Source organism: Rhodanobacter fulvus Jip2 (assembly GCF_000264315.1).
GTDB classification, from domain to species: Bacteria; Pseudomonadota; Gammaproteobacteria; order Xanthomonadales; family Rhodanobacteraceae; genus Rhodanobacter; species Rhodanobacter fulvus.
The window spans coordinates 16,790-43,165 of the sequence record NZ_AJXU01000044.1 but is presented as its reverse complement, the minus strand read 5'-3'; the positions used below and the strand labels follow the sequence as shown (position 1 = coordinate 43,165).

General features: G+C 65.7%; 25 protein-coding genes. 11 read left to right on the top strand and 14 right to left on the bottom strand.

From position 1 onward, the window contains the following. Nucleotides 1-29: 29 nt before the first annotated feature. The 6 genes from UU9_RS11250 to UU9_RS11225 all read right to left on the bottom strand — a co-directional run bounded on the left by UU9_RS11250 (nt 30) and on the right by UU9_RS11225 (nt 5,859). On the bottom strand, nt 30-497 hold the full coding sequence (locus tag UU9_RS11250) for a low molecular weight protein-tyrosine-phosphatase (protein ID WP_007081878.1): 468 nt from the start codon (nt 495-497) through the stop codon (nt 30-32). Next, the gene (gene kdsB, locus UU9_RS11245) at nt 494-1,264 is read right to left on the bottom strand and encodes a 3-deoxy-manno-octulosonate cytidylyltransferase (protein WP_040670876.1); all 771 of its coding nucleotides are present in this window, start codon (nt 1,262-1,264) and stop codon (nt 494-496) included. Before kdsB ends, UU9_RS11250 begins: the two co-directional genes overlap by 4 nt. Before the next feature lie 181 nt (nt 1,265-1,445). Further along, nucleotides 1,446-2,750 carry a 3-phosphoshikimate 1-carboxyvinyltransferase gene (gene aroA, locus UU9_RS11240; protein ID WP_007081876.1) on the bottom strand — a complete coding sequence of 435 codons (1,305 nt, stop codon included), beginning with the start codon at nt 2,748-2,750 and terminating at the stop codon, nt 1,446-1,448. A 17-nt stretch (nt 2,751-2,767) separates the two neighbouring features. Next, entirely contained in the window at nt 2,768-3,856 is a 1,089-nt protein-coding gene (pheA, locus tag UU9_RS11235; protein WP_007081875.1) for a prephenate dehydratase, read from the bottom strand. Between the two features lie 73 nt (nt 3,857-3,929). Further along, entirely contained in the window at nt 3,930-5,015 is a 1,086-nt protein-coding gene (gene serC, locus UU9_RS11230; protein WP_040670857.1) for a 3-phosphoserine/phosphohydroxythreonine transaminase, read from the bottom strand. Nucleotides 5,016-5,097: 82 nt separating this feature from the next. Then, nucleotides 5,098-5,859 carry an FHA domain-containing protein gene (locus UU9_RS11225; protein ID WP_007081873.1) on the bottom strand — a complete coding sequence of 254 codons (762 nt, stop codon included), beginning with the start codon at nt 5,857-5,859 and terminating at the stop codon, nt 5,098-5,100. A 109-nt stretch (nt 5,860-5,968) separates the two neighbouring features. Between UU9_RS11225 and UU9_RS11220 the strand changes: the two genes are divergently transcribed. Both UU9_RS11220 and infA read left to right on the top strand, forming a co-directional pair. After that, nucleotides 5,969-6,244, top strand: a complete 276-nt coding sequence (locus UU9_RS11220; RefSeq protein ID WP_040670856.1) for a polyhydroxyalkanoic acid system family protein — start codon at nt 5,969-5,971, stop codon at nt 6,242-6,244. Between the two features lie 101 nt (nt 6,245-6,345). Continuing rightward, nucleotides 6,346-6,564, top strand: a complete 219-nt coding sequence (gene infA / locus UU9_RS11215; protein ID WP_007081871.1) for a translation initiation factor IF-1 — start codon at nt 6,346-6,348, stop codon at nt 6,562-6,564. 135 nt (nt 6,565-6,699) lie between these two features. Here the strand turns inward: infA and clpA are convergent, their stop codons facing one another. Together clpA and clpS are read right to left on the bottom strand one after the other, a co-directional pair. After that, complete coding sequence (clpA, locus tag UU9_RS11210; protein ID WP_007081870.1) at nt 6,700-8,967, bottom strand: ATP-dependent Clp protease ATP-binding subunit ClpA; 2,268 nt, start codon at nt 8,965-8,967, stop codon at nt 6,700-6,702. 64 nt (nt 8,968-9,031) lie between these two features. Further along, entirely contained in the window at nt 9,032-9,358 is a 327-nt protein-coding gene (clpS, locus tag UU9_RS11205) for an ATP-dependent Clp protease adapter ClpS (protein ID WP_007081869.1), read from the bottom strand. A gap of 125 nt (nt 9,359-9,483) precedes the next feature. On the opposite strand from clpS, the gene UU9_RS11200 reads away from it, so the two are divergent. From UU9_RS11200 to hflD, 3 genes are read left to right on the top strand one after another with little or no spacing between them, the layout of a single operon-like run. Continuing rightward, on the top strand, nt 9,484-9,978 hold the full coding sequence (locus UU9_RS11200; RefSeq protein WP_040670874.1) for an NUDIX hydrolase: 495 nt from the start codon (nt 9,484-9,486) through the stop codon (nt 9,976-9,978). Further along, nucleotides 9,975-11,084 carry a tRNA 2-thiouridine(34) synthase MnmA gene (mnmA, locus tag UU9_RS11195; RefSeq protein WP_007081867.1) on the top strand — a complete coding sequence of 370 codons (1,110 nt, stop codon included), beginning with the start codon at nt 9,975-9,977 and terminating at the stop codon, nt 11,082-11,084. The genes UU9_RS11200 and mnmA overlap by 4 nt, the downstream gene beginning before the upstream one ends. 36 nt (nt 11,085-11,120) lie before the next feature. Further along, nucleotides 11,121-11,744, top strand: coding sequence for a high frequency lysogenization protein HflD (gene hflD, locus UU9_RS11190; RefSeq protein WP_007081866.1), 624 nt, complete (start codon nt 11,121-11,123; stop codon nt 11,742-11,744). A gap of 112 nt (nt 11,745-11,856) precedes the next feature. Here hflD and UU9_RS11185 read toward each other — a convergent pair whose 3' ends face one another. Next, nucleotides 11,857-12,783 (bottom strand): LysR family transcriptional regulator, encoded by a 927-nt coding sequence (locus tag UU9_RS11185; protein ID WP_007081865.1) that lies wholly within the window; start codon nt 12,781-12,783, stop codon nt 11,857-11,859. 231 nt (nt 12,784-13,014) lie between these two features. Between UU9_RS11185 and acnA the strand changes: the two genes are divergently transcribed. Continuing rightward, nucleotides 13,015-15,768 carry an aconitate hydratase AcnA gene (gene acnA / locus UU9_RS11180; RefSeq protein ID WP_007081864.1) on the top strand — a complete coding sequence of 918 codons (2,754 nt, stop codon included), beginning with the start codon at nt 13,015-13,017 and terminating at the stop codon, nt 15,766-15,768. 88 nt (nt 15,769-15,856) lie between these two features. On the opposite strand, the gene UU9_RS11175 is transcribed toward acnA, so the two are convergent. Next, nucleotides 15,857-16,303, bottom strand: coding sequence for a hypothetical protein (locus tag UU9_RS11175; RefSeq protein ID WP_007081863.1), 447 nt, complete (start codon nt 16,301-16,303; stop codon nt 15,857-15,859). 139 nt (nt 16,304-16,442) lie between these two features. Between UU9_RS11175 and UU9_RS11170 the strand changes: the two genes are divergently transcribed. Beyond that, the gene (locus tag UU9_RS11170) at nt 16,443-18,140 is read left to right on the top strand and encodes an AMP-binding protein (protein ID WP_007081862.1); all 1,698 of its coding nucleotides are present in this window, start codon (nt 16,443-16,445) and stop codon (nt 18,138-18,140) included. 51 nt (nt 18,141-18,191) lie between these two features. Here the strand turns inward: UU9_RS11170 and UU9_RS11165 are convergent, their stop codons facing one another. Continuing rightward, nucleotides 18,192-18,560 carry a PilZ domain-containing protein gene (locus UU9_RS11165; RefSeq protein WP_007081861.1) on the bottom strand — a complete coding sequence of 123 codons (369 nt, stop codon included), beginning with the start codon at nt 18,558-18,560 and terminating at the stop codon, nt 18,192-18,194. Between the two features lie 892 nt (nt 18,561-19,452). On the opposite strand from UU9_RS11165, the gene UU9_RS11160 reads away from it, so the two are divergent. The 4 genes from UU9_RS11160 to arsC are packed head-to-tail and all read left to right on the top strand — an operon-like array spanning nt 19,453 to nt 23,189. Next, nucleotides 19,453-20,385: a segregation and condensation protein A gene (locus tag UU9_RS11160; protein WP_007081860.1), complete on the top strand. Its 933-nt coding sequence runs from the start codon at nt 19,453-19,455 to the stop codon at nt 20,383-20,385. Between the two features lie 35 nt (nt 20,386-20,420). Then, nucleotides 20,421-21,290: an SMC-Scp complex subunit ScpB gene (gene scpB / locus UU9_RS11155; RefSeq protein WP_007081859.1), complete on the top strand. Its 870-nt coding sequence runs from the start codon at nt 20,421-20,423 to the stop codon at nt 21,288-21,290. Next, nucleotides 21,287-22,813: a pseudouridine synthase gene (locus tag UU9_RS11150; protein WP_007081858.1), complete on the top strand. Its 1,527-nt coding sequence runs from the start codon at nt 21,287-21,289 to the stop codon at nt 22,811-22,813. The genes scpB and UU9_RS11150 overlap by 4 nt, the downstream gene beginning before the upstream one ends. Before the next feature lie 31 nt (nt 22,814-22,844). Beyond that, nucleotides 22,845-23,189 (top strand): arsenate reductase (glutaredoxin), encoded by a 345-nt coding sequence (gene arsC, locus UU9_RS11145; protein ID WP_007081857.1) that lies wholly within the window; start codon nt 22,845-22,847, stop codon nt 23,187-23,189. Between the two features lie 123 nt (nt 23,190-23,312). Here arsC and UU9_RS11140 read toward each other — a convergent pair whose 3' ends face one another. The 3 genes from UU9_RS11140 to UU9_RS11130 all read right to left on the bottom strand — a co-directional run bounded on the left by UU9_RS11140 (nt 23,313) and on the right by UU9_RS11130 (nt 26,309). Continuing rightward, entirely contained in the window at nt 23,313-24,113 is an 801-nt protein-coding gene (locus UU9_RS11140; RefSeq protein WP_040670853.1) for an amidohydrolase, read from the bottom strand. Nucleotides 24,114-24,115: 2 nt separating this feature from the next. Beyond that, nucleotides 24,116-25,258: a pyridoxal phosphate-dependent aminotransferase gene (locus UU9_RS11135; protein WP_007081855.1), complete on the bottom strand. Its 1,143-nt coding sequence runs from the start codon at nt 25,256-25,258 to the stop codon at nt 24,116-24,118. 73 nt (nt 25,259-25,331) lie between these two features. Further along, a complete protein-coding gene (locus UU9_RS11130) occupies nt 25,332-26,309 on the bottom strand; it encodes a LysR substrate-binding domain-containing protein (protein WP_007081854.1) in 978 nt (325 codons plus the stop codon). Nucleotides 26,310-26,376 lie beyond the last annotated feature (67 nt).

Here is a 26,376-nt window from a genome sequence, read left to right as displayed (position 1 = left end):
AGGTACGCCGCGCCGCGGCAACGTGCGGTTCAGCACTGACGCAGGCGCTCGATCAACCCGGCAACGCCGCGTTCGGCCAGATCCACGCACTGCCGAAAGCCCTCGGCTTCGCCGTAATAGGGGTCGGGGAAATCCTGCACCGACGTCACCCCGGCCCACGGCAGGAACAACGCAGCCTGCCCGGCGGCGCCAGGTCGTGCCAGACGGTTCAGTTCGGTCAGGTTGTCGCTGTCCATCGCCAGCAACCAGTCGTGGCGATCGAAATCCGCCGCCTGCAATTGCCGTGCGCGGTGGCTTTCGAGATCGAACCCCGCCGCGCGGGCGGCCGCGCGCATGCGCGGGTCGGCGCCCTTGCCGACATGCCAGTCACCCGTGCCGCACGAGGCCAGCGCCACCGACAACCCGGCCTCGGCGCAGCGCTTGCGGGCCACGCTTTCCACCAGCGGCGAGCGGCAGATATTGCCGAGGCAGACGAACAGGATGCGTGGCGTGCTCATGCCTGGCTCCGCAACCAGGCTTCGGCACGCCGCAGGTCGGCTTCGGTATCGATACCGGGCGGGAACGGTTCGGGCGACAGGCGCACCGCGATGGCGTGGCCGTGTTCCAGCACGCGCAATTGCTCCAGCGATTCGGCCTGTTCCAGCGGCGTGCGCGAGAGCCGGGTGTACTGGCGCAGAAAGCCGGCGCGGTAGGCGTAAATGCCGATATGGCGCAGGAACGGCGTATCGCCGGGCAAGGCATCACGACTTGCCGCGAATGCATCGCGCGCCCACGGCAAGGGCGCACGACTGAAGTACAACGCACGGCCATTGGCGCCACGCACCAGTTTCACCACGTTCGGGTCGAACAATTCGTGTGCGTCCTCGATCGGCGCGGCCAACGTGGCCATCGGCGCGTCGTCCTCGGCCAGCGCACGTGCCACCTCGCGGATGCCGGCGGCCGGCGCGAACGGCTCGTCGCCCTGCAGGTTCACCACGATGGCGTCGTCGGGCCAGCCGTAGTGCGCCACGCATTCGGCCAGGCGGTCGCTGCCCGAGGCGTGGTCGGCGCGGGTCATGCACACCTCCACGCCCTGCCCGGCCAACGCCTCGGCAATGCGCGTGTCATCCACCGCCACCACTACCTGCGCGGCGCCGGCCTGCAACGCCCGCTGCGCCACGCGCGCCACCATCGGTATACCGTCGATGGGGCGCAGCGGCTTGGCCGGCAGGCGGGTGGAACCGTAGCGCGCGGGGATAGCGACGATGAAGGAGGGATCAGGCATGGCGGTCTCGGCAATCAAGGCGCCAAGCCTACCTCGCCGCCCCGGAAACAAGGTAGGAGCGCGACGTGTGCGCGATGTTCTTGCTCTTGCTCTCTCTTGCGAATCCCGAATCCCGGCTTTCAACAGACGAATGTCCGGTCATCCCGAATCCCGCAAAAGCCGTCGCGCACAAGGTGCGCTCCTACACGGATGCGATGGCGAAACCGCAGGCGTTGGCCAGTTCCCGGTAGCCGGGGAACGAGGTGGCAACATGGCTGCAATCGCGCACGCGTACCGGCGCGGTGGCGACCAGGCCGGCCACGGTGAAGCTCATGGCGATGCGGTGATCCATGTGGGTCTGCACCTCGCCACCGCCCAGCGCGCCGCCGTCGATGATCGCGCCATCGGGCGTTTCCTCGATGCGTGCGCCCAGCGCGCGCAGGCCGGTGGCCATGCTGGCGAGGCGATCGGATTCCTTCACCCGCAGCTCGGCGGCGCCGCGCACCACGGTGCGGCCGCTGGCCACCGCGGCAGCGATGAACAGGATCGGGAACTCATCGATCATGTCCGGCACCAGCGCCTCGGGCAGTTCGATGCCGTGCAGCGGCGCGTGGCGCACCAGCAGATCACCCACCGGCTCGCCACCGCTTTCGCGGGGGTTTTCAACCTGGATATCCGCGCCCATCAACCGCAACGCCTGCAGCAGACCGGTACGGCGCGGGTTGAGACCCACCGCGGGCAGGCGCAACTCGGAGCCGGGCACGATGCTGGCAGCCACCAGGAAGAACGCCGCCGAGGAAAAATCCGCCGGCACGTCGACATCGGTGGCGCGCAAGGCATGGCCGCCATCGAGCTTCGCGCTGCCCGGTGAAAACGTGATCGGCCAGCCGAACGCCGCCAGCATCCGCTCGGTGTAATCGCGGGTGGGATGTGGCTCGATGATCTCGGTGCTGCCGGCCGCGTACAGCCCGGCCAGCAGCAGGGCTGACTTCACCTGGGCGCTGGCCACCGGCAACGCGTAGCGAATGCCATGCAATGGCTGCACGCCATGGATATGCAGTGGCGGCAGACCTTCCTGCGTATCGATGCGCGCGCCCATCTGGCCCAGCGGATCGGTGACCCGTCGCATGGGGCGCTTCGACAGCGAGGCATCGCCGATCAATGTGCTGTCGAACGCCTGCCCCGCCAGCAAACCCGCCAGCAGGCGCATGCCGGTGCCGGCGTTGCCGCAATCGAGCGGTTCCGCCGCGGCGCGCAAACCGTGCAGGCCCACGCCGTGCACCAGACGCTCGCCATCGGCGGGTGTTTCAATCTTCACCCCGAGCTGCGACAGGACCGCCGCCGTGGCGCGGGTGTCCTCACCTTCGAGAAAGCCGCGGATGCGCGACGTGCCGTCAGCCAGCGCAGACAGCATCAACGAACGATGGGAAATCGACTTGTCACCGGGAATACGCACGCTGCCGTGCAATGGCTGGCCCTGGCCACTGACCCAGTCAAATGAATTCACTCCACCCTCTCCTGCGTTCAAGGCAATGCCACCGGGTAGGAACCGAGCACACGCACGGTGCCGGCGTTGCCGTCGATCTCCTTCACCGCCGCCTGCACGCCCTCGTCGGAAATGTGGCCGGAGATGTCGATGAAGAAGGCGTATTGCCACTTGCCGGTATGCGCCGGCCGGGACTCGATGCGGTTCATGCTGACCTTGTGCCTGGCCAGCGGGCTGAGCACGTCGTACAGCGCGCCGGGCTTGTCGTTGACGGTGACCAGCAGCGAGGTGCGGTCATTGCCCGACGGCGGGAACAGCGAGCGACCGATGACCAGGAAGCGGGTGGTGTTGTCGGCGCGATCCTCGATCGCCTCGGCCACGGTTTTCAGGCCGTACACGCGCCCGGCGGTTTCGCCGGCGATGGCGGCCACGTCGTCGGCATGACGCGCCAGCCGCGCGGCCTCGGCATTGCTGCTGACGGCGATGCATTCCGCGGTAGGCAGGTTCAGCCGCAGCCAGCTCTTGCACTGCTGCAGCGATTGCGCGTGGGCATAGACGCGCTTGACGTCTTCCAGCCGGCCGTTCTGCGAATGCAGGCACTGATGCACGCGCAGCTCCACCTCGCCGCAGATGATCGCCTCGGAGGTGAGGAACAGATCCAGCGTTATCTGGATCATGCCCTGTCCGGAATTTTCCACCGGCACCACGCCGAAATCGGCATTGCCGGCGGCCACTTCCTGGAACACTTCCTCGATGCTGCCCAGCGGCAGGCTGTAGGCGGCATGGCCGAAATGCTTGCGCACGGCCTGTTCGCTGAAGGTGCCCTCGGGGCCGAGGTAGCCGATCTTCAGGGGGTCTTCCTGCGCCAGGCAGGACGACATGATTTCGCGGAATAGCCGCACCATTTCCGTATCGGGCAACGGGCCGTCGTTGCGGTCGACCACCATGCGCAGCACGTGCGCCTCGCGCTCGGGGCGGTAGTAGTCGATCGCGGAAAGCCCGGCGCCCTTCACCTGTGCCACTTCCTGCGCGCGGCGCGCACGCTCGGAAATCAGCTCCTGGATCTGGCGGTCGATGCTGTCGATGCGCTCGCGCATGTCACTCAGCGAGATCTTGGGGTCGCTCATGGTTCAGCCGCCTGGATGGAAAGAAGTCCAAATGATGAACGGGCATCTTGCCTGAAGAGCCCGTTCCCGGCCATTACCCGTGGCGCTTGGCAAAGTCCTGCATGAAGCCCGTCAGCGCCTCGACCGCCTCGGGCGGCACCGCGTTGTACAGCGACGCGCGCATGCCGCCAAGCGCCTTGTGGCCCTTGAGCGCCATCAGTCCGGCCGCCTCGGATTCCTGCAGGAAAACGGCATCGAGCGTGCTGTCGTGCAGGGTGAAAGGTACGTTCATGCGCGAACGCGCGGCCACATCGACCGGATTGCGGTAATAGCCGCCCGAGCCATCGATGGCCCGGTACAACGTCTCGGCCTTGACGCGATTTCGCTCGGCCATGGCCGCCAGACCGCCCTGCTCCTTCAGCCATTGCAGGGTCAGGCCGGTGATGTACCAGCCCCAGGTATTGGGCGTGTTGAGCATCGAGCCGGCGGCGGCGTGCTCGGCGTAGCGAAGAATCCGCGCCATCGGGCGCGTGGCCCGCTGCAGCAGGTCGCGGCGCATCACCATCACCACGAAGCCGGCCGGGCCGATGTTTTTCTGCGCGCCGGCGTAGATCAGCCCGAACCGCGAAACATCGATGGGCTCGGACAGGATGTTGGACGACATGTCCGCCACCAGCGGCACGTCGCCCACATCGGGGATGTCGTGGTATTCCACGCCGTGGATCGTTTCGTTGGAGGTGTAGTGCACGTAGGCGGCATTCGGATCGAGCTGCCATTCCTCGCGCGGCGGCATGCGCAGGTAGTTTTGCGCCTTGCTGCTGGCGGCCACGTTCACCCGCACGTACGGCGCCGCTTCACTGGCGGCCTTTTCGCCCCAGTGGCCGGTGATCAGGTAATCGGCGCTGCCGTCAGCGGCCGCCAGATTCATCGGGATCTGGGCGAAATGCTGGGTGGCGCCGCCCTGCAGGAACAGCACCGCGTAATCATCCGGAATGGCCATCAGCTGGCGCAGGTCGGCTTCGGTCTGCGCAGCCAGTTCGCCAAAGCGCTTGCCGCGGTGGGATTGCTCCATCACCGATGCGCCGCTGCCGTTCCAGTCCAGCATGTCACGCTGCGCACGTTCGAGCACGGCCAGCGGCAACGCCGCCGGACCAGCGCTGAAATTCCAGATTCTGCTCACTGCGATGGCTCCCTAGGTAGGTCAAGTATTATGGCGCAGCGCAACAACCGCCGGTCAAGCGCCCTGATGTCGCCGGCACGCTTCAGAAACGGATCAGCAACACCATCGCGATACCCAGCGCCAGCACGGCTGCGGTCACGATGAGCCACCAGACTTCACCGCGCGGGCCTGCCACGCTTTCGGGCGCCGCCGGCAGATACAACTCGGGCATGGGCGCCTCGGGCATCATGCCGGGCGCATCCACCACGAAGCGATGCGAGGCCACGCCGACCTGGTCGCCCGGCTGCAGTGCCACCCGCCCGGTCACTACCCCGTTGACGCGCAAGGGGTAACTGGCCGAAGCCTGGCCGGCCTCCAGCATCAGTTCGCCGTCGTGCCAGAAAATGCGCAGCGAGGCCTGCTCGCCTTGCGGCAGGTCGAGCGGCAGGCGGCTCTGCGAGCCCAGCTCGAGACTGTCGCGCAACGACAGCACGCGCCCCGACAGCGGCCCACCCACGGCACGCAGCGCCACGGTGCAACGCCCTTCCTGCGACACCTGCAAGGCCGGGCGCCGCGCCGGGTCCTCGTCATCGCGCAACAACATGCGGCAACCGCCCACGCTGACCACATCACCGGCGCGCAGCAATGCCCGCTCGCGCACGGGCCGCGCGTTCACATGGATGCGCGCGGCGGCGGAAAGCACCTGCAGCACCCAGCCGCGACGATCGTGCTGGATCCGCACGTGATGTTCCGCGGCATGGCTGGCCGCCAGCACCAGGTCGTTGTCGGGCGCGCTGCCGATGCGCAGTTGAGGCTGCGTCCAGAGGAAGTCCTCGCGGGCCGAACGGGGAAACTCGATGCGCATCGCTGTACCAGGCGGGAGAAGCGAAACTCTAGCATGCGCAGCGCGCCAAACCGCCGTGCCACTGAAGGCATCGCTGCCTTAAACTACGCGGCTTACTGCGGAGCGCGGCATGTCCAGAATCCAACTGAAACGCCCCCACCAGATGACGCCTGCCGAGGCCCGTTCGGTGATCGACCAGATCGCCGCGCGCATGCGCGAAAAGTTCGGCATGGCGTGCGAGTGGCAGGGTGATGCATTGCGTTTCACCCGACCCGGCGTCAAGGGCGACATCGCCATCGGTGCCAGCGAGATCCTCGTCAACGCCGAACTGGGCCTGATGCTGTCGCCGATGAAAGGCATGATCGAGCAGGAAATCCAGCGCAAGCTCGACGAGCACTTCGCCTGACCCCGGGCGGTCGCGACTGATGATTCTTTGACCAGGGCCACATCCGTGGCATACTCGTCGGCTTACGCAGCCACGATGGCTGTGCACGAACACCGGACCACATGGCAAAAGACGACGTCATCGAAATGGAGGGTACGGTCCAGGAGACCTTGCCCAACACCATGTTTCGCGTACAACTGGAGAATGGGCATGTTGTCATCGCCCATATTTCCGGCCGCATGCGCAAGCATTACATCCGCATCCTCACGGGCGACAAGGTCAAGATCGAAATGACCCCGTACGACCTGAGCAAGGGGCGGATTACCTACCGCATGAAGTAAACCGGTGTTGAGGTAGTAGCCGGCCCGTTGGCTTCGCCACGGCCTGCACTCAACCGGCGCGATCCGGATGCTCGGAGACAAAAGGCGGCGCAATGCGCCGCCTTTGTTTTGCCTCGCGTTTGAGCGCAGTACCGGTTACACCACCACCGGAAACTTCTCGCTGGCCTCGCAATCGACCTGCAACTCGCCGTCGCGCACGCTGAGCCGGACCTTGCCGCCGTCGGCCAGCTTGCCGAACAGCAGTTCGTCGGCCAGTGCCCGCTTCACCTTCTCCTGGATCACGCGAGCCATCGGACGTGCGCCCATCTGCGCGTCGAAGCCATGCTCAGCCAGCCAATGGCGGGCGTCTGCATCCACGTCCAGTACCACCTGCTTCTCGGCAAGCTGGCTTTCCAGCTCGATCAGGAACTTGTCCACCACGCGCAGGATGTGCTCGAAATCCAGCGCGCCGAACTGGATGATCGCGTCCAGCCGGTTGCGGAACTCCGGGGTGAAGATGCGGCGGATCACTTCCATCGCGTCGGACTCGTGCTTCTGCTCCACGAAACCGATGCTGCGCCGCGACGCCAGCGCCGCGCCCGCGTTGGTGGTCATCACCACCACCACGTTCTTGAAGTTGGCCTCGCGACCATTGGTGTCGGTGAGCACGCCGCGGTCCATCACCTGCAGCAGGATGTTGAACACGTCCGGGTGCGCCTTCTCGATCTCGTCCAGCAGCAGCACCGCATGCGGATGCTTCACCACTGCCTCGGTCAACAGCCCGCCCTGGTCGAAACCGACATAGCCGGGAGGCGCGCCAACCAGCCGCGACACGGAGTGGCTCTCCATGTACTCGGACATGTCGAAGCGGATCATTTCGATCCCCAGTTGCATGGCCAGCTGCTTGGTGACCTCGGTCTTGCCCACACCGGTCGGGCCGGCCAGCAGGAAGCAGCCGATCGGCTTGGACGGGTCGGCCAGGCCCGAACGGGCCATCTTGATCGAAGCGGCCAGCGCCTCGATCGCCGGATCCTGCCCGAAAACCACCATTTTCAGATTGCGCTCGAGGTTGCGCAACACATCGCGGTCGGACGCGGACACCTGCTTGGCGGGAATCCGCGCCATCTTGGCGACGATGTATTCCACCTCGCCCACGTCGATGGTGCCGGTGCGCTCGTCATCCGGCAGCAAACGCTGACGCGCGCCCGCCTCATCGATCACGTCGATCGCCTTGTCCGGCAGCAGCCGGTCGGGGATGTGCTTGACGGAAAGATCCACCGCCGCCTTCAACGCCTCGTTGGTATAGGCGACGTGGTGATGCTCCTCGAAGCGCGAACGCAGGCCCTTCAGGATCTCGATACTGTCGGCCACGGTGGGCTCGACCACGTCGATCTTCTGGAAGCGCCGCGCGAGTGCGCGGTCCTTCTCGAATACGCCGCGGTATTCCTGGAACGTGGTGGAACCGATGCAGCGCAGCTCGCCCGACGCCAGCATCGGCTTGATCAGGTTGGACGCATCCATGGTGCCGCCCGAGGCGGAACCCGCACCGATGATGGTGTGGATTTCGTCGATGAACAGGATCGCGCCCGGCTGCTTCTTGAGCTGGGTGATCACGCCCTTCAGGCGCTTCTCGAAGTCGCCGCGATACTTGGTGCCAGCTACCAGCGCGCCGAGGTCGAGCGACCAGATGGTGGCTTCCTCCAGCACCTGCGGCACTTCACCGTCCACGATCCGCTTGGCCAGGCCCTCGGCCAGCGCGGTCTTGCCCACGCCGGCCTCGCCCACGTACAGCGGGTTGTTCTTGCGGCGGCGGCACAGCACCTGGATGGTGCGCTCGATCTCGTCGGTGCGGCCGATCAGCGGATCGATCTTGCCCTCGAGCGCCAGTTCGTTGAGGTTGCTGGCGAACTCATGCAGCGGGTTGCCCTTGGCCTCGCCTTCCTCGCCCTCGCGCTCCTGCCCGCCCGCGGCGCCGGCGGCCGGCTCCTCACCGATCTTGGCGATGCCGTGCGAGATGTAATTGACCACGTCGAGACGGGTGATCTCCTGCTGGTGCATGAAATACACCGCATGCGAATCCTTCTCGCCAAAGATCGCCACCAGCACGTTGGCGCCGGTAACTTCCTTGCGGCCGGAGGATTGCACGTGATAAACGGCGCGCTGCAGCACGCGCTGGAAACCCAGCGTCGGTTGCGTATCGCGCTCGTCGCCTTGCGGCAGCACCGGCACGGTCTCGGCGATGATGCGCTCGAGCTCGCTGCTCAAGCGCGGCAGGTCGACGCCGCAGGCGCGCAGTGCGCCCAGCGCCGACTGGTTGGTGGTGAGCGCCAGCAACAGGTGTTCCACGGTCATGAACTCGTGGCGTTGCTCCCGGGCCTGCTTGTAGCAATGGCCGATGGTGACTTCGAGATCCTTGCTGAACATTCGGATCGACTCCGCTGAGGTTGGAAGCGACTTACTGTCGCCATGCCCACCAAAATGGGGGTGCTCAAGCCTTTTCCATAGTGCACAACAACGGGTGCTGATGAGCGCGTGAATATTCGTTTACCTGAGTCACCTTGGTCTCGGCCACCTCCCGGGTAAAAACCCCGCAAACGCCGCGTCCACGAGTATGCACGTGCAACATCACCTGTACCGCCTGCTCCTGGTCGAGGTTGAAGAAGCCACGCAACACTTCAACCACAAAATCCATCGGGGTGAAGTCGTCGTTGAGCAGCAATACCCGAAACAGGGGTGGTCGCGCCACCTCCGGCTTGGCCGATTCCACCGCCAGTCCCCGGCCGTGATCATGTTCGTGTTCGGATTCGTGGGCCATGAGTTCTTGAGTGATGATTTCGATGTCGAGTATACGCTGCGGCCGCTTGCGCCCCGCAGCGAGAAGTGCATGAGGTAATGGCACAATGGGCGCTTTTCCAGTACCTGCCCATGTCCGATTTACCCGTGTCCGCTCCCCCTACCCCGCGAACTGTCTGGTGTCCCCATGTCACGGTGGCCTGCGTGGTCGCCGATGGCGACCGTTACCTGATGGTCGAGGAAGAGGCCTGCGGTCGCCTCGCCTACAACCAGCCCGCGGGTCACCTGGAAGATCACGAAAGCCTCACCGACGCCGCGTTGCGCGAGACGCTGGAGGAAACCGGCTGGACGGTCGAGTTGCAGCACCTCATCGGCGTGCAGCAATGGCGCAGTACCGAGCATGGCGATGGCGTAGTGCGCTTCAGCTTCGCGGCGCGTGCGCTGAGCCACGATCCCGCACGGCCGCTGGACACCGGTATCCGTCGCGCGCTGTGGCTCACCCGCGCCGAAATCGCCGCCCTGGGCGATCGCCTGCGCAGCCCGCTGGTGCTGCTCAGCATCGACGCCTGGCTGGCGGGCCAACGCCTGCCGTTGCGGGCGCTGGATTACCTGCCGGGCAACCCGCCGGACACGCCCGCATGAAAGTGATGCTGGGCATTTCCGGTGGCGTCGATTCCTCGGTCGCCGCCTTGCTTTTGCAACAAGCCGGCCACGAGGTCGAGGGCCTGTTCATGCAGAACTGGGAGGAAGACGAGCGCAGCGGGCCATGCACCACCGATGCCGACCGCAAGGACGCGGTGGCGGTATGCGGGCGGCTGGGCATTCCGTTCCACGCGCGCAATTTCGCGGCGGAGTACTGGGATGGCGTGTTCGCCCATTTTCTCGACGAATACCGCGCCGGCCGGACGCCGAATCCCGACGTGCTGTGCAACCGGGAGATCAAGTTCAAGACGTTTCTGCACGAGGCGCAGGCGCTGGGCGCGGAGAAGATCGCCACCGGCCACTACGCCCGCGTGGATCGGCGCGACGGTCGCTACCGGCTGTTGCGCGCCGTGGATGCGGCCAAGGACCAGAGCTATTTCCTGCACGCGCTGGGCCAGCAGCAGCTGTCCGCCACGCTGTTTCCGCTGGGCGGCATCGAGAAACCGCGTGTTCGCGAACTGGCCCGCGAAGCGGCGTTGCCCACTCATGCCAAGAAGGATTCCACCGGCATCTGCTTCATCGGTGAACGCGATTTCCGCAGCTTCCTGGCGCAGTACATCCCTGCCCGCCCCGGCGAGATGCGTACGCCCGAGGGGGAACGGATCGGCGAGCATCAAGGCGTGATGTATTACACGCTGGGCCAGCGCAACGGCCTGGGCATCGGCGGCCGCCATGGCGCCAGTGGCGAGGCCTGGTTCGTGGTGGGCAAGAATGTCGCCAGCAATGTGCTGTACGTGGCCCAGGGTGGCGAGAATCACTGGCTCCACTCGCACCGGCTGGAAACGGAAACGCCGAGCTGGGTTGCCGGCGAGGCGCCCGCGCCGCACTTTCGCTGCACCGCCCGCACCCGCTATCGCCAGCTCGACCAGGCCTGTGAAGTCACCGTGCATGCCGACCGGCTGGAAGTACGCTTCGACGAACCCCAGCGCGCCGTCACCCCCGGCCAGTCGGTGGTTCTCTATGATGGCGAGGCCTGCCTCGGTGGCGCCGTGATCGCCGCCACCGACGCCACTTATGGTGGCTTGCCACCTCTCCTCCCCTCTTGAGCAGCGAGTCACGTTCTGGTGTTTGAAACTTTTTCGATGAATGAAGAGCGCGTGCTGGCATTGGCTGGCATCTTCCAGGCGTGCTCGCTGGCCCAGAAGCTGGCCAACGAAGGACGCTGCGATGACGCCGCGATGGAAGCCGGCGTGGCCAGCATTTTCCGCATCGACGCGCCCTCGGTGGTGGGTGTGTACGGTTCGGTGGCCACCATGCGACCGGGCCTGCGCCGGCTGGTGTCGCAACTGGACGAAAGCGACCGCGACATGGCGCTGACGCGCATGGTGGTCACCGTGATGCGGCTGGAACGCAGCTTGTCCGCGCGCCCCGACCTGCTTGAGCAGTTGCAGCAGGGCATCGTTGCGGCGCAACGCCAGGTGGAGCATTTCGGTCAGGCATCGCAACAGGTCACGGGCCGGCTGGCCGAGCTGTACGTATCCACCCTGTCCCTGCTGACCCCGCGCGTGATGGTCAACGGCAACCCGCAGCAATTGCAGCAGCCGGCGGTGGTGGAGAAGATTCGCGCCAACCTGCTGGCCGCCGTGCGTTCGGCCGTGTTGTGGCGACAGGTGGGTGGCCGCCAGTGGCAACTGCTGCTGTACCGACGCCAGTGCAGCATGTTGGCGCGTGGATTGCTGACCGGCGCGATGCTGGACAACGGCTGAGCGGCGGCGCCGCCTTTGCAGGAGCCATTTCAGTCGCGACGCTCTTGTTTTGGAGTTCCAGAGCAGAGGCATCGCGACTGAAGTCGCTCCCACACAGGATGCCGCGCCGCATTCACCCCAGCAGCTTCAACCCCGGGCGTGCCCGCGCCAGTCGGCGCAGCAAGGTGGCGAAGACCTGCAGGTTGTCCTGCCACGGCGAGGCGTCGCGCCAATACAGCGCGATCTCGCGGCCGGTGGCCTGCCCTTTCAGCCTGGCCAGAACGATATTGGGCATCGATGCCAGCCGCTCATGCGCCAGCGCTGGCACCAGCGCGTAGCCGCCGCGCAGGCTGACCAGCGCCGCCAGGCTTTCCAGGCTGACGTCCTGCACGTGGCCGTGATCGCCGCCATCCCCGCCCAGGCCGTCGGCGTGGCTCTCGGCCATCAGCGTGGCCTGGGCCGGGTCGAGCTGCTCCAGCGTCACGCTGCGCTGGCTGGCCAGCGCATGATCGGCGCGCAGCATCAGCTCCCACGGCTCGAAAAAAAGCGGCTTCGTCGCGATGCCGCTGATGGCGGGAACCAACGGCGCCAGCACGGCATCCAGCTCACCCTCGTGCAGGCGGCGCAGCAGGCCGCGCGGCTTGCCTTCGGAAATCACCAGCCGGGCGCCCGGAAAATGCTGCGGGAACGGCGAGATGAGATGCGGCAACAGGTACGGCCCCAGGGATGCCGGCAAACCCAGCCGCAATTCACCGCCAAAGGCCACCGCACCGGCACGGGCCAGCTGCTGCAGGTGCTCGGCGGCGGCCAGCACCGCGTCGATCTGCTGCAGCAGGCGACGGCCGCCCGCAGTGGGCACGATGCTGCGCCCGCCGCGCTCGAACAGCGGCGCGCCCAGCGCCTGTTCCACCTTCTGTACCTGATGCGACAGGCCCGACGGGCTGATGTGCATGGCGCGCGCGGCGCTGTTGAAACTCGCATGGCGATGCACCGCCTGCACCAGCGCGAGATCACGCAGCGACACTGCCGCCAGGGTGGTCGAAATCATCGAATGCTGCATGTCATCAAAAGCGTTTGCGCCATGGGTGTGCGGAGCCCATGCTGGGTGGACGGTCGCCGAAGTCTACTCGTCGCGCGGCGTTGCATACGTTTTCCGCCATTCCGCGACGCCAACGTGCGGGTATTCGTTCGCGAGTTCCCCGCGTTTGGGCGATAATTGGCAAATTTGCCGGGACGGCCAACCGTCGCCGTGGTCATCATCCCAGCCGCAGGATTCAGCCAGGAGCTTCCCATGAAAGACACCTTTTCCGCACGCGACACACTCGAAGTCAACGGCAAGCAATATGCCTTTGCCAGCCTCGCCAAACTGGGCCAACGCTTCGACCTGAAGCGACTGCCGTACTCGATGAAGATCCTGCTGGAAAACCTGTTGCGCCATGAGGATGGCGTGGACGTGACCAGCAAGGAAATCGAAGCGGTCGCCACCTGGGACGCGAAGAAAGAGCCGGATACCGAGATCTCCTTCATGCCCGCCCGCGTGCTGCTGCAGGACTTCACCGGCGTGCCCTGCGTGGTCGACCTGGCGGCGATGCGCGACGCGATGAAGGCGCTGGGCGGTGACCCGACCCTGATCAACCCGCTGTCGCCGGCCGAACTGGTCATCGACCACTCGGTGCAGGTCGACGTGTTCGGCAGCGAAGACGCGCTGGAAAAGAACGTCGCGATCGAATTCGAGCGCAACCAGGCCCGCTACAGCTTCCTGCGCTGGGGCCAGAAAGCGCTGACCGACTTCAAGGTGGTGCCGCCGCGTACCGGCATCGTGCACCAGGTGAACCTGGAGCACCTGGCTCGGGTGGTGATGGCCAATGAAGTCGACGGCCAGCAGTGGGCCTATCCGGACACCGTGTTCGGCACCGACTCGCACACCACCATGGTCAACGGCCTGGGCGTGCTGGGCTGGGGCGTGGGCGGCATCGAGGCCGAGGCGGCGATGCTGGGCCAGCCCTCCTCCATGCTGATTCCGCAGGTGGTCGGCTTCAAGCTGTCCGGCAAGCTGCCCGAGGGCGCCACCGCCACCGACCTGGTGCTGACCGTGACGCAGATGCTGCGCAAGCAGGGCGTGGTCGGCAAGTTCGTGGAGTTCTTCGGCCCAGGCCTGCAGCACCTGGCGCTGGCTGATCGCGCCACCATCGGCAACATGGCGCCGGAGTACGGCGCCACCTGCGGCATCTTCCCGGTCGACGCGGAGTCGCTGCGCTACCTGCGCCTGTCCGGTCGCAGCGACGAGCAGGTCGCGCTGGTCGAGGCGTACGCCAAGGCCCAGGGCCTGTGGCATGACGAGAACAGCCCGCACGCCGAATTCACCACCACGCTGGAGCTGGACCTGGCCGATGTCAAACCGTCGATGGCCGGCCCGAAGCGTCCGCAGGATCGCGTGCTGCTGACCGACGTCAAGCAGAACTACAACGACAACCTGGGCGCCACCACCGTCAATCGCGTGCCGAAGAACGGCGCCGCGGAAGCCTTTGCCAGTGAGGGCGGCGCCACCGCCATCGGCAACCCGAACAACACCATCACCGACGGTCGGGTGCGGGTCGAGATGAACGGCGACAGCTTCAAGGTCGGTGACGGCTCGGTGGTGATCGCCGCGATCACCTCGTGCACCAACACCTCCAACCCCGCCGTGATGCTGGCCGCCGGCCTGGTCGCCAAGAAGGCCGCCGCGCGTGGCCTCAAGGCCAAGCCGTGGGTGAAGACCTCGCTGGCCCCCGGCTCCAAGGTCGTCACCGACTACCTGGAAAAGACCGGCCTGCTGACCGAGCTGGAAAAGACCGGTTTCTACCTGGTCGGCTACGGCTGCACCACCTGCATCGGCAACTCCGGCCCGCTGCCGCAGGAAATCAGCCAGGCGATCAGCACCGGCGACCTCACCGTGGGCGCCGTGATCTCCGGCAACCGCAACTTCGAAGGCCGCGTGCACGCCGAAGTGAAGATGAACTACCTGGCCTCACCGCCGCTGGTGGTGGCCTATGCGCTGGCCGGCTCGCTCGACATCGACCTCACCACCCAGCCGCTGGGCCAGGGTTCGGACGGCAAGGACGTGTTCCTGAAGGACGTGTGGCCGAGCAATCAGGAAATCAGCGACCTGCTCGCCAGCGCCGTCACCTCGGACATGTTCAAGAAAAACTACGCCGACGTGTTCAAGGGTGACGAGCGCTGGAACGCGATCGCTTCGCCGGACGGCGCGCTGTACGCGTGGGACGAAGCGTCCACCTACATCAAGAACCCGCCCTACTTCGACGGCATGACGATGGAGCTGGCCAAGGTCGAGGACATCCACGGCGCGCGCTGCCTGGGTCTGTTCGGCGACTCAATCACCACCGACCACATCTCGCCGGCCGGTTCGATCAAGAAGGATTCACCCGCCGGTCGCTTCCTGATCTCGCGCGGCGTGCAGCCGATCGACTTCAACTCCTACGGCTCGCGCCGCGGCAACGACGACGTGATGGTGCGCGGCACCTTCGCCAACATCCGCATCAAGAACCAGATGCTGGACGGCGTCGAAGGCGGCTTCACCCGCCACGTTCCCAGCGGCGAGCAAATGGCGATCTATGACGCCGCGATGAAATACAAGGAAGCGGGCACGCCGCTGGTAGTCATTGCCGGCAAGGAATACGGCACCGGCTCCTCGCGCGACTGGGCGGCCAAGGGCACCTTGCTGCTGGGCGTCAAGGCCGTGATCACCGAGAGCTTCGAGCGCATCCATCGCTCGAACCTGGTCGGCATGGGCGTGCTGCCGTTGCAGTTCAAGAACGGCGAGAACGCCAGGACGCTGGGCCTGACCGGCAACGAAACGTTCGACGTCAGCGGACTGGACGACGGCCGTTCGAAGGAAGCCACCGTCACCGCCACCGCGCCCGACGGCAGCAGCAAGCAGTTCACCGTGCACGTGATGCTGCTGACCCCGAAGGAGCGCGACTTCTTCCGTCACGGCGGCATCCTGCAATACGTGTTGCGCCAGCTGGCGGGCAAGAAAGCCGCCTGAGTTTCAGCACAACCGGAAAAAAGGAGCGCCCCGAAAGGGGCGCTTTTTTTTTGAACCTGGCCTCGCCTGGCGAATCCCGCGAACGGCGCTACATCACGCGTTTCCACGTCGCGGTGTAGCAACGCCAATCGCCATCCTCGTTGCGCCACGCCGATTCGACCTGGTACACGCCCATCTGGTCAGGCAGCAGCTTGCCGCCGCTGGTCAATGTGACCGTGAACGTGGCCACCATCCGTTCACCGCGGTGCTCGATCGACACCGGCCCCATCGTGACGCCGACATGGTCGCCGCGCAGCGCCAGCAAACGAACCATGCCGGTCAACTTGCGCCGATCCAGACTGCCGGCATTGCCGTCGAAATCCTCGCTGAGCGGTTCGGCCAGATCCCCGGCCGAACCGGCCTCGGCCGCCTGCGCCATCGCGACGATCGCCTCGCGTACCCGCGTTTCATCCGGTGTGCGGCGACAGCCCGGCAGCACCAGCGCAAGCAGGACAAGCGCGCCTGCGATGAGGATCGTTTTCTTCGGTCGAATCATGGCGGGACTCGTTGCGGTGCGGCTTGCCGCTATACGCGAGCGCATGTTCCAATGAATCGGAATGCGTGGTTCGTGACGGATAGTGCCACCGTTGTGAATCCGTGCGGTCCATGGTCATCGACAAACAGGGAACCCGAGCATGAGCAATGAGCGTCCGTGGCTGGCGAATTATCCGGCGGGCGTCCCCGCGCAGATCGATACCGATCGCTATGCATCGGTGGTGGCGGTGGTGGAGGAAGCGTTCGCGCAGTTCCGTCAGCGGCCGGCGTTCTCCAGCTTCGGCAAGCAGCTCAGCTACGGCCAGGTCGATGAGTTGAGCCGCCAGTTCGCCGGCTACCTCACCGGCGTGCTGAAGCTCACCAAGGGCGACCGCGTCGCGATCATGATGCCCAACGTGCTGCAGTATCCGATCGTGCTGTTCGGTGCTTTGCGTGCGGGGCTGGTGGTGGTCAATACCAACCCGATGTACACCGCGCGCGAACTGAAGCACCAGCTGGAGGACTCCGGCGCCAAGGCCATCGTGGTGCTGGACAACTTTGCGGCCACGCTGCAGCAGTCGCTGGACGGCACGCAGATCGAACACATCGTGACCACCGGCATCGGCGACATGCTCGGTTTTCCCAAGGGCGCGCTGATCAATTTCGTGCTCAAGCATGTCAAGAAGATGGTGCCGTCGTTCCGGTTGCCGCAGGCGGTGCGGTTCCGCGATGCGCTGGCACGTGGCGCCGCCCATCCGCTGCCCGCGGTGACACTCACGCGGGACGACCTGGCCTTCCTGCAATACACCGGCGGCACCACCGGCGTGGCCAAGGGCGCCATGCTGACCCACGGCAACATGGTGGCGAACATGCTGCAAGCCAGCGCGTGGATCGGCACCGAACTGGTCAAACCCGGCGAGGAAGTCATCATCACCGCGCTGCCGCTGTACCACATCTTTTCACTGACCGCGAACGGGCTGGTGTTCATGAGCCTGGGCGGGTTGAACTGGCTGATCACCAACCCGCGCGACATGCCCGGCTTCGTCAAGGAGCTGAAGAAGTCCCGGCCCACCGCGATCACCGGCGTCAACACCCTGTTCAACGGCCTGCTCAACACGCCTGGCTTTGCCGAGCTGGATTTCTCGCGCCTGCACCTGACCCTGGGTGGTGGCATGGCGGTACAGCGGTCGGTGGCGGAACGCTGGAAGAAAACCACCGGCTGCACCCTGGCCGAAGCCTACGGCTTGACGGAAACCTCGCCGGCGGTTTGCATCAACCCGCTGGACCTGGCGGCCTACAACGGCTCGATCGGCCTGCCGATTCCCTCCACCGACGTGGCGATATGGTCGGAGGAAAGCCAGCCGCTGCCCATCGGCGAGATCGGCGAACTGATGGTGCGCGGCCCGCAGGTGATGAAGGGTTACTGGAACCGCCCCAACGAAACGGCCAATGTGCTGGATGCCGAAGGCTGGTTGCATACCGGCGACATCGCGCGGATGGACGAGAGCGGCTATGTCTATATCGTCGACCGCAAGAAGGACATGATCCTGGTGTCCGGCTTCAACGTGTATCCGAACGAGGTCGAGGACACCGTGATGCAGCATCCCGGCGTGGCCGAGGTGGCGGCCGTCGGTCTGCCCGACGAGCATTCCGGTGAGGTGGTGAAACTGTTCGTGGTGCGCAAGGACCCGAACCTGACCATCGAAGACTTGAAGGCCTTCTGTCGCGAAAACCTTACCGGCTACAAGCGACCCAAGCTGATCGAATTCCGTGATTCGCTGCCCAAGAGCAATGTAGGCAAGATCCTTCGCCGCGAATTGCGCGACGAGCACAAACCGGCGCCTGCAAACGCCAGTTGAATGGTTGAGCGCTTGCGGGCGTGCAGAGACGCCCGCACCCCGGCAGGGTCACTACCCCTTCCAGTTCTCCAGGATGTCGGCATAGCCGCCCAGCAGGTTCCACAACGGCACCTGCTTGTCTTCGGGGATGTGGGTATAGGAAAAACCGATGTGGTGCTCGGATATGCGCGCCACTTCCGCCTGCAGATGGATGTGCAGGTTGTGCCCGAAAATCATGTCGAGCACCCAACTCTGCCCCGGTTCGCCCACCCAGCCCAGCGGTCGACGCAACAACGCCCCCGTCGCGGAAATGTCGACCAGCTCGGTGGGGTGGGATTTGTCGCCGCGACACATCAACACGGTAGTCTCGATCTGCATTCGAGCCGGCCGCAGTTGTTCGTACGCCGCGCCGGCGTCGTCTCGTTCGTTTTCGTCGATCATCAAAGATTCCTTCCACCCACGATGGCGTCTGGCATCACAAAGCATGTTCATTCGTTGCCACCCCGCATCCTTGACCAGGCAGCGCCGATGACATCCAGGGCTGCCGATATGCGCCCCGCAACGGCAACAGGCAATCGCTTGCAGTGGGCTCACGCGTGGTCAAGCAATCAACATGCCATGCCACCAAGCCATTGCGCCAGTGGTAGCGGTTGCAATGGACGGATCGCCTGATGATCCATTCCCGCTGGCGTGTCCGTCGTGTGGGCGAGTGTGCACCCATTCCCCACCGTGATGCGCCCTGTCCCGTCGCTGGATGCGGGGTTACCCCTGAGCGTCACAGCGACCAATTGGGTCACATCGCGCCCGGCTGCCGACGTCCGGTCCATGGGCGGATCGCCCGGTCATCGGAACACGCCGGCATGAACGAAACCCCGCACGCGCATCCGATATAAGGCTGGACTTGTCCCGTGGCAGCCGTTACGCTTCGACAACGCGTGGTTCCCCGGCAACAGGCTTGCAGCGCATTGCGCTGGCGGGACAGTCAACCGGTGCTCGGGCAGACCGATAACGACCACCGACAAGCAACCAGCGAAACCGGGGCTCCACCATCTCTGGCTGACGTCATTGCCGCTGTTGACGGCGGATTGCGACGCACCGCAGAGGCGGTCGACCCACATGACCGAACCGCCATCGAGTGGCTTCGTCATGTCGGCAAAGGCGCCAGGCAATCTTGCCGTTCGCCATGGGCGGCTGAACCAGATGTAGCCGGGAAGACGCATTGAGACGCGCTCCAAGTACGGACATTTCCGCGGGGCATCCCGGTAAATGGACGGGTTCCAATCACGTTGAACGCACTGCCAGCCGCTGAAGGCGGCCTTTACGACATGCATTGATGAGCACTGAGCCGGTCGAGCCCGAGAGCCTGGTAACCGCACCGCAGGATGCGTTCGCGTCGGTGCCGCAGCAGCAGGAAATGCCGCTGGCGATCGTGCGCGGCGAACCGATGCTGCAGATGCCGCAGGATCTGTACATCCCGCCGGACGCGCTCGAGGTGATCCTGGAGTCGTTCGAGGGGCCGCTGGATCTGCTGCTGTACCTGATCCGCCGGCAGAACCTGGACATCCTGGACATCCCTGTAGCCGAGATCACCCGGCAGTACATGAGCTACATCGAGCTGATGCGCGATGTGATGCGACTGGAACTGGCGGCGGAATACCTGCTGATGGCCGCGATCCTGGCCGAGATCAAGTCGCGGCTGCTGCTGCCGCGACCGCCGCTGGAGGAAGGGCTGGAAGAGGATCCGCGCGCCGAACTGGTGCGGCGACTGCAGGAGTACGAACGGTTCAAGCGAGCCGCGGAAGACATCGAGGCGTTGCCCCGGGTCGAACGCGACACCGTGGTGGTACATGCCGAAACGGGCGAGCGCAACGTGATCAGGTTGCCGCCGCCGCTGGAGCTGACCGAACTGCTGCTGGCCCTGAAAGACGTGATGCACCGGGCCGAACTGTTCGGGCACCACGCGATCAAGCGCGAGGCGCTCAGCGTAAGGCAGCGCATGGGCGAATTGCTGAGCCGGCTGGACGACAACAGCTTCCATCGCTTCGAAAGCCTGTTCGACCCCGCCGAGGGGCGTCTTGGCATCGTGGTGACCTTCCTGTCGATGCTGGAGCTGGCCAAGGAAATGCTGGTGGAAATCGTGCAGGAGGCGCCGCTGGCGCCGATCTACGTCAAGGCCAGGATCAGCCATGGCGAAGCGGAACCCGACCTGGCGGACGATCAAACCCAGGCCGACCCATCGGCGCGCAACGACGCGTTCGGCGAATGAAACACATTTATTGAATCGGCATCCGACCCAAGGTTATGCAGATCGAGCAAATCAAACCCATCATCGAGGCCGCGCTGCTGGCCTCCAGCCAGCCGATGACCACCCATCAGCTGGGCGACCTGTTCAGTGAAACCGACGAGGTCGGCCACGAGCAGATCGCCCGCGCACTGGAAGCACTGGCCGGCGATTGCGAAGGCCGCGGCGTCGAGTTGAAGGAGGTCGCCTCCGGATTCCGCTACCAGGTGCGCCAGGACGTGCATCCATGGATCTCGCGGATGTGGACCGAGCGGCCCAGCCGCTATTCGCGGGCGATGCTGGAAACGCTGGCGCTGATCGCCTACCGCCAGCCGATCACCCGCCCCGAGATCGAGCAGATCCGAGGCGTGGTGGTCTCCTCCAACATCATCAAGACGATGGAGGAACGCGAGTGGATTCGCGTGGTCGGTTACCGCGACGTGCCCGGCAAGCCGGCGCTGTTCGGCACCACCCGCGCGTTCCTGGACTACTTCAACCTGAAATCGCTGGACCAGTTGCCGCCGCTGTCGGAAATCCGCGACATGGAAGACCCGCAGCTGCGCTTCGAGCCGGAACCCCTGCCCGCCCGCATCGTGCGCGATCTGTCGATCGACCCGGACGCAGACGCAGCAGCCGAACGGGAACACGAAGCCGACAGTAGCGAAACCCGTACTGATACCGAACACCACGCATCCGCGGACGCCGCAGATGCTGACGACACCACGGCCGACGCCAACGCGCCAGCCGCTTCATCCGAGTCCGACGAGCCAGGCTCCGACACGAGCCCACTCGCCGACAACCCGATTGCCACTGCCGATGAGGCAGCGAACCCCGCCGCGGACGTCGAACCCGACGCCGCAAGCCAAGATTCCGAGGAGTACCGCGCATGACTGCGCCGCAAAAATCCGTTCTGTCCCTGAAGCGTGAACCGCGCGACGAAGCCGCCGCCCAACTGGAAGAGCGCCTGCACAAGGTGCTGGCCAACGCGGGCCTGGGCTCGCGCCGCACGCTCGAAGTGCGCATCCAGTCCGGCGAAGTCGAGCTCAACGGCACGCGTGCCGAAATCGGCACCAGCGTGCATGCCGGCGATCGCGTGACGCTCGACGGCAAGCAGTTCGTGGTGGCTACCGACAGCCGCGACGACACTGAAGTGCTGATCTACCACAAGCCCGAAGGCGTGCTGACCACGCGCGACGACCCGGAAGGCCGCCCCACCGTGTTCGAACAGCTGCCGCGCCTGAAGGGCGCGCGCTGGGTCGCCGTGGGCCGGCTGGACATCAACACCACCGGCCTGCTGCTGCTGACCACCGATGGCGAGCTGGCCAACGGCCTGATGCATCCCAAGAGCGGGCTCGAGCGCGAATACCTGTGCCGCGTGCACGGTGAAGTGCCCGACGAGATCATCGAACGCCTGAAAGCCGGCGTGGAGCTGGACGACGGTCCCGCCCGTTTCGACGAGATCGCGGTGATCAGCCGCGGCGGCAGCCACAGCTGGTTCCGCGTGGTGATCCGCGAGGGCCGCAACCGCGAAGTGCGCCGCCTGTGGGACTCGCAGGGGTTCCTGGTCAGCCGCCTCAAGCGCATCCGCTACGGCCAGATCGAACTGCCGCGCAACCTGCGCCGCGGCGACTGCGAGCCGCTGGATGCCGAAGCGGTAAAACAATTGCGCCAGACCACCGGCCTGGGCGCGCCGCAACCGGTGCTGACCCTGAGCCCGGTACTGCACCAGCGTCGCGCCAACCGCAGCGTCACCGAATACCGCCCCGAACGCGGTGCCGGCACCGCCTGGACCGGCGGCCAGGACGAGGCCCGCGAAATACGCGCGTTCGACCGCATCCGCGAAGAGCCCACCCGTGGCCGCAAGCCGCCGCGTCGCGACGGCAAGGAAGTCAACGGCAACGTGGCGCGCCCCGAGCGCGGCGCCGGCGGCGCACGCAGCGGTGGCGGTCGTGCGCGGCGCGTGGCGCCGGGCCAGGAACTGCCCTCGGTACGCACCTGGTTCGCCGGTGAAAGCCGCGACGGCGCGAACCGCGCTGGCGGCGCACCGCGCGGCAACACCGCCGGCGGCGCCGGCAATCGTCGCCCCGCAGGCGGCAAGCCGTTCGGCGCACGCGCCGCCGCTGGCGGCAGCCCGTACAGCGGCTTCGGCGGCGAATCACGCGGGACTAGCGGTGGCAATGGCAATCGCGCACCGGGCGCCCGGCCGCAGGGCCAGGGCAACCGTGCGCAGGGCAACCAGGCTGGCGGCGGTCGCCCGCAAGGCCAGGGCGGCAATCGTCCCCAGGGTGCCGGCCGGCCGCAGGGTCAGGGTGGCAACCGTTCGCAGGGCGCGGGCCGTCCGCATGGACATGGCGGCGCCGCCGGTGGACGCCCGCCGGGTGGCCGTGGCGGCAACCGCTCGGGCAATCGCTGAGTCGGCCGGAGGCTGATCGGAGCCACGAATAATGGTGCGTATCTACCACAACAACCGCTGCACCAAATCCCGCGCCACGCTGGCCTTGCTGGAAGCGCGCGGCGACGACATCGAGGTCATCAACTACCTCGACAACCCGCCCACCGCGGTCGAGCTGGCCGTGTTGCTGAAGCAGTTGGGGATGACCGCACGTGCGCTGTTGCGCACGGGTGAGGCGGAATACCAGGCCCTGGGACTGGCGGACCAATCACTCGGCGAATCCGCCCTGATCGCGGCGATGGTGGCGCACCCGAAACTGATCGAGCGCCCGATCGTCGTCGCCAACGGCAAGGCCGCCATCGGCCGCCCGCCCGAGACGGTGCTGGCGATACTCTGAACATGCCCTGTGTGGGAGCGACTTCAGTCGCGATGCTCTTGCTTTGGAGCTCCAGAGAAAGAGCATCGCGGCTGAATCCGCTCCCACAAAAGCGGCCGGTTCCGCAAGCACCAGAGCCAGGTATCAGTCGCGATCCAGCGAAAACGCATCCGCATCCATCCATGCGGGAAAACGCTCGCGATGTGCCAGCAGCACAGCGGGATCCAGCGTCACGGTCGCCACCTGTTCCTGCGCACCCAGCTCGATCAACGCCTCGCCGACCGGGTCGACAACCACGCTGTCGCCCGCATACGGCAACTCGTTGCCATCCACGCCGACGCGGTTCACGCCGACTACGTAGCTGAGGTTTTCGATCGCCCGCGCACGCAGCAGCGTGCGCCACGGTTGCCGCCGCGGTGCGGGCCAGTTGGCGACGAACAGCGCCAGGTCGTAATCCATGCCGCCCGCCGCATCGGCCAGCCGGCGATTGCGCAGCCACACCGGGAAGCGCAGGTCGTAGCAAACCTGCGGCAGGATGCGCCAGCCTTTCAGCGTCACGATCAGGCGCGCGTTGCCGCCACCATAGCGGGTATGTTCGCCGGCCATGCGGAACAGGTGGCGTTTGTCGTATTGCTGGAAACTGCCGTCGGGTTGCATCCACAGCAGGCGGTTGTAGACCACGCCGTCTTCCAGGATCGCCAGGCTGCCGCAGATCACCGCGCCCACCTCGGCCGCCAGCGCACGCAGCCAGGCCACGCCTTCGCCCTGCATGGTTTCCGCGCTGGCGCGGGTGTCGTTGCTGAAGCCGGACAGGAAGGTCTCCGGCAACACGATGAGGTCGCTGCCTTTGGCCTGGCGCACCAGTGTGCCGTAGTAATCGCGGTTGGCCGGCGCGTCGTGCCAGCGGGTGGCACCCTGCACCAGTGAGACTTTCAACGGTTGCATGCTCACAGCCGGCACAGGCGCTCGGCGCCTGCCTCCATGGTGGCGTCGCTCTTGGCGAAACACAGCCGCAGCAGTCGCGTGCCGGGCGCGGTCTCGTAAAACGGCGTCAGCGGAATCGCGGCCACGCCACCCTGCTCCACCAGCCATCGGCTGAAGGCCACATCGTCCTCATCGCGGATCGCCGAATAATCGACCAGCTGGAAATAACCGCCCGGCACATCCAGCAGCTTGAAGCGCGACGGCGCCAGCAGGGCGCGGAAACGGTCGCGCTTGGCCTGGTAGAACGCCGGCAACTCCAGGTAATGCTCGGGAGTGCTGGCCATGAACTCCGCAAATGCCACCTGCGCCGGATGGAACGTGCAGAACGTGAGGTACTGGTGCACCTTGCGGAACTCGGCCGACAACGCCGGTGGCGCGATCGCGTAACCGACCTTCCAGCCCGTGCAGTGGTAGGTCTTGCCGAACGAGGAGATCACGAAGCTGCGCTCGGCCAGCTCCGGATGCCGCAGCACGCTTTGGTGCTGCGCACCGTCGTACACGATGTGCTCGTAGACCTCGTCGGAGAGCACCACGATGGAGCTGTCGCGCACGATCGCCGCCAGCTCGTCCAGGTCGCCCGCCGACAGCACGGCACCCGACGGGTTGTGCGGGCTGTTGACCAGGATCATGCGGGTTTTCGGCGTGATCGCGTCACGCACGCGCTGCCAGTCGATCGAGAACGTCGGCACGGTCAGCGGGATATGCACCGCACGGGCGCCCTGCAAGTCGATCGCCGGCTCGTAGCTGTCGTAGGCCGGGTCGAACACGATCACCTCGTCGCCCGCGCGAACCACCGCAGCCATCGCGGCGAACAGTGCTTCGGTGGCGCCGGAGGTCACCGTGATCTCGCGGTCGACATCCACTTTGCGGCCATAAAGCCGCTCGGTCTTCAGCGCGATTTGTTCGCGCAGGCCGGCGGTGCCGTGCATCGGCGCGTACTGGTTGCGGCCCTCGTCCATGGCACGGGCAAGCGCATCGCGCAGCGGCTGCGGTGGTTCGAAATCCGGAAAGCCCTGCCCCAGGTTCACCGCCTTGTATTCCAGCGCCAGCTGGCTCATCACGGTAAAGATGGTGGTGCCGACTTTCGGAAGCTTGGTTTCGATCATGATGATTTGGCCGTCTGGATGCCTGAATCGGGAATGGGACATTATATCGACGCCGCCCCGCGCATTGGCGTGATCAGCGTCTGGCAGGCACCTCATCCAGCGGACGCTTCTTGCATTGCTCGTGTCTCAGCGAGGTGGTGGCCGGCAGGCGCTCGGCCAGGAAATCCACCAGTGCGCGCACGCCCGGCAGCATGCCGCGGCGGCTGGGGTAGACAAAGTGCATGGTGCCGCCGGGAACGCTCCAATCCGGCAGCACCACTTCCAGCTCGCCGCTGCTGATGGCCGGCGCGCAGACGGACTCCGGCAACAACGCCACCCCCATGCCACGACGGGCAGCCTCCAGCAGTACGGCAAAATCGCCGGTGATCAGCCGCGCCTGTACTTCAACGACGGACTGCTTGCCGTCGGCATCAATCAGCTCCCACACCTGTGCGCCCTCGTGCTCGCGCATCGACAGCGCCGGCAAGCGGGCCAGCTCATCGGGTTGCGACGGGCGGCCCAGCGCATCGAGCAGCGCGGGGCTGGCCACCAGCTTGGTTTGCGCCAGGCCGAAACTGCGCATGACCAGGTTGGCGTCGGTATCCAGCTTGGTGCGTACACGGATGGCCAGGTCGTAGCCCTCGCCGATCACGTCGACGCGGCGATCGCTGGACAACAGCCGTACCTGCATTTTGGGATACAGCGCCAGGAAATCCGGCAGCAGATACGCCAGCACCGTCTGCGTCAGCGATATCGGGCAGCTCAGGCGCACCACGCCGCGCGGCTCCGCGCGCAACTCGTCCACGGCATCCTGCGCGGCCTGCGCTTCTTCCAACACGGCACGGCAATGGGCGTAGAAGCGCTCGCCCACCTCGGTGACCATGAAGCGTCGCGTGGTCCGCTGCAGCAGGCGCACGCCCAGCCGTTCCTCGAGCTGGGCCACGCGCTTGCTGAGGCGGGATTTAGGCACGCCCAGCGCCCGGCCGGCGGCGGAAAAACCACCGTGTTCGACCACGGCGGCAAAGAAGTACAGGTCATTGAGATCCTGCAAGGCACCCGTCAACACCGTCATGGTTGTTTCCCTTTTAGAACGATAAGTCCGATAACTACCGACTTATCGCCGCATTGTTTCAAATATA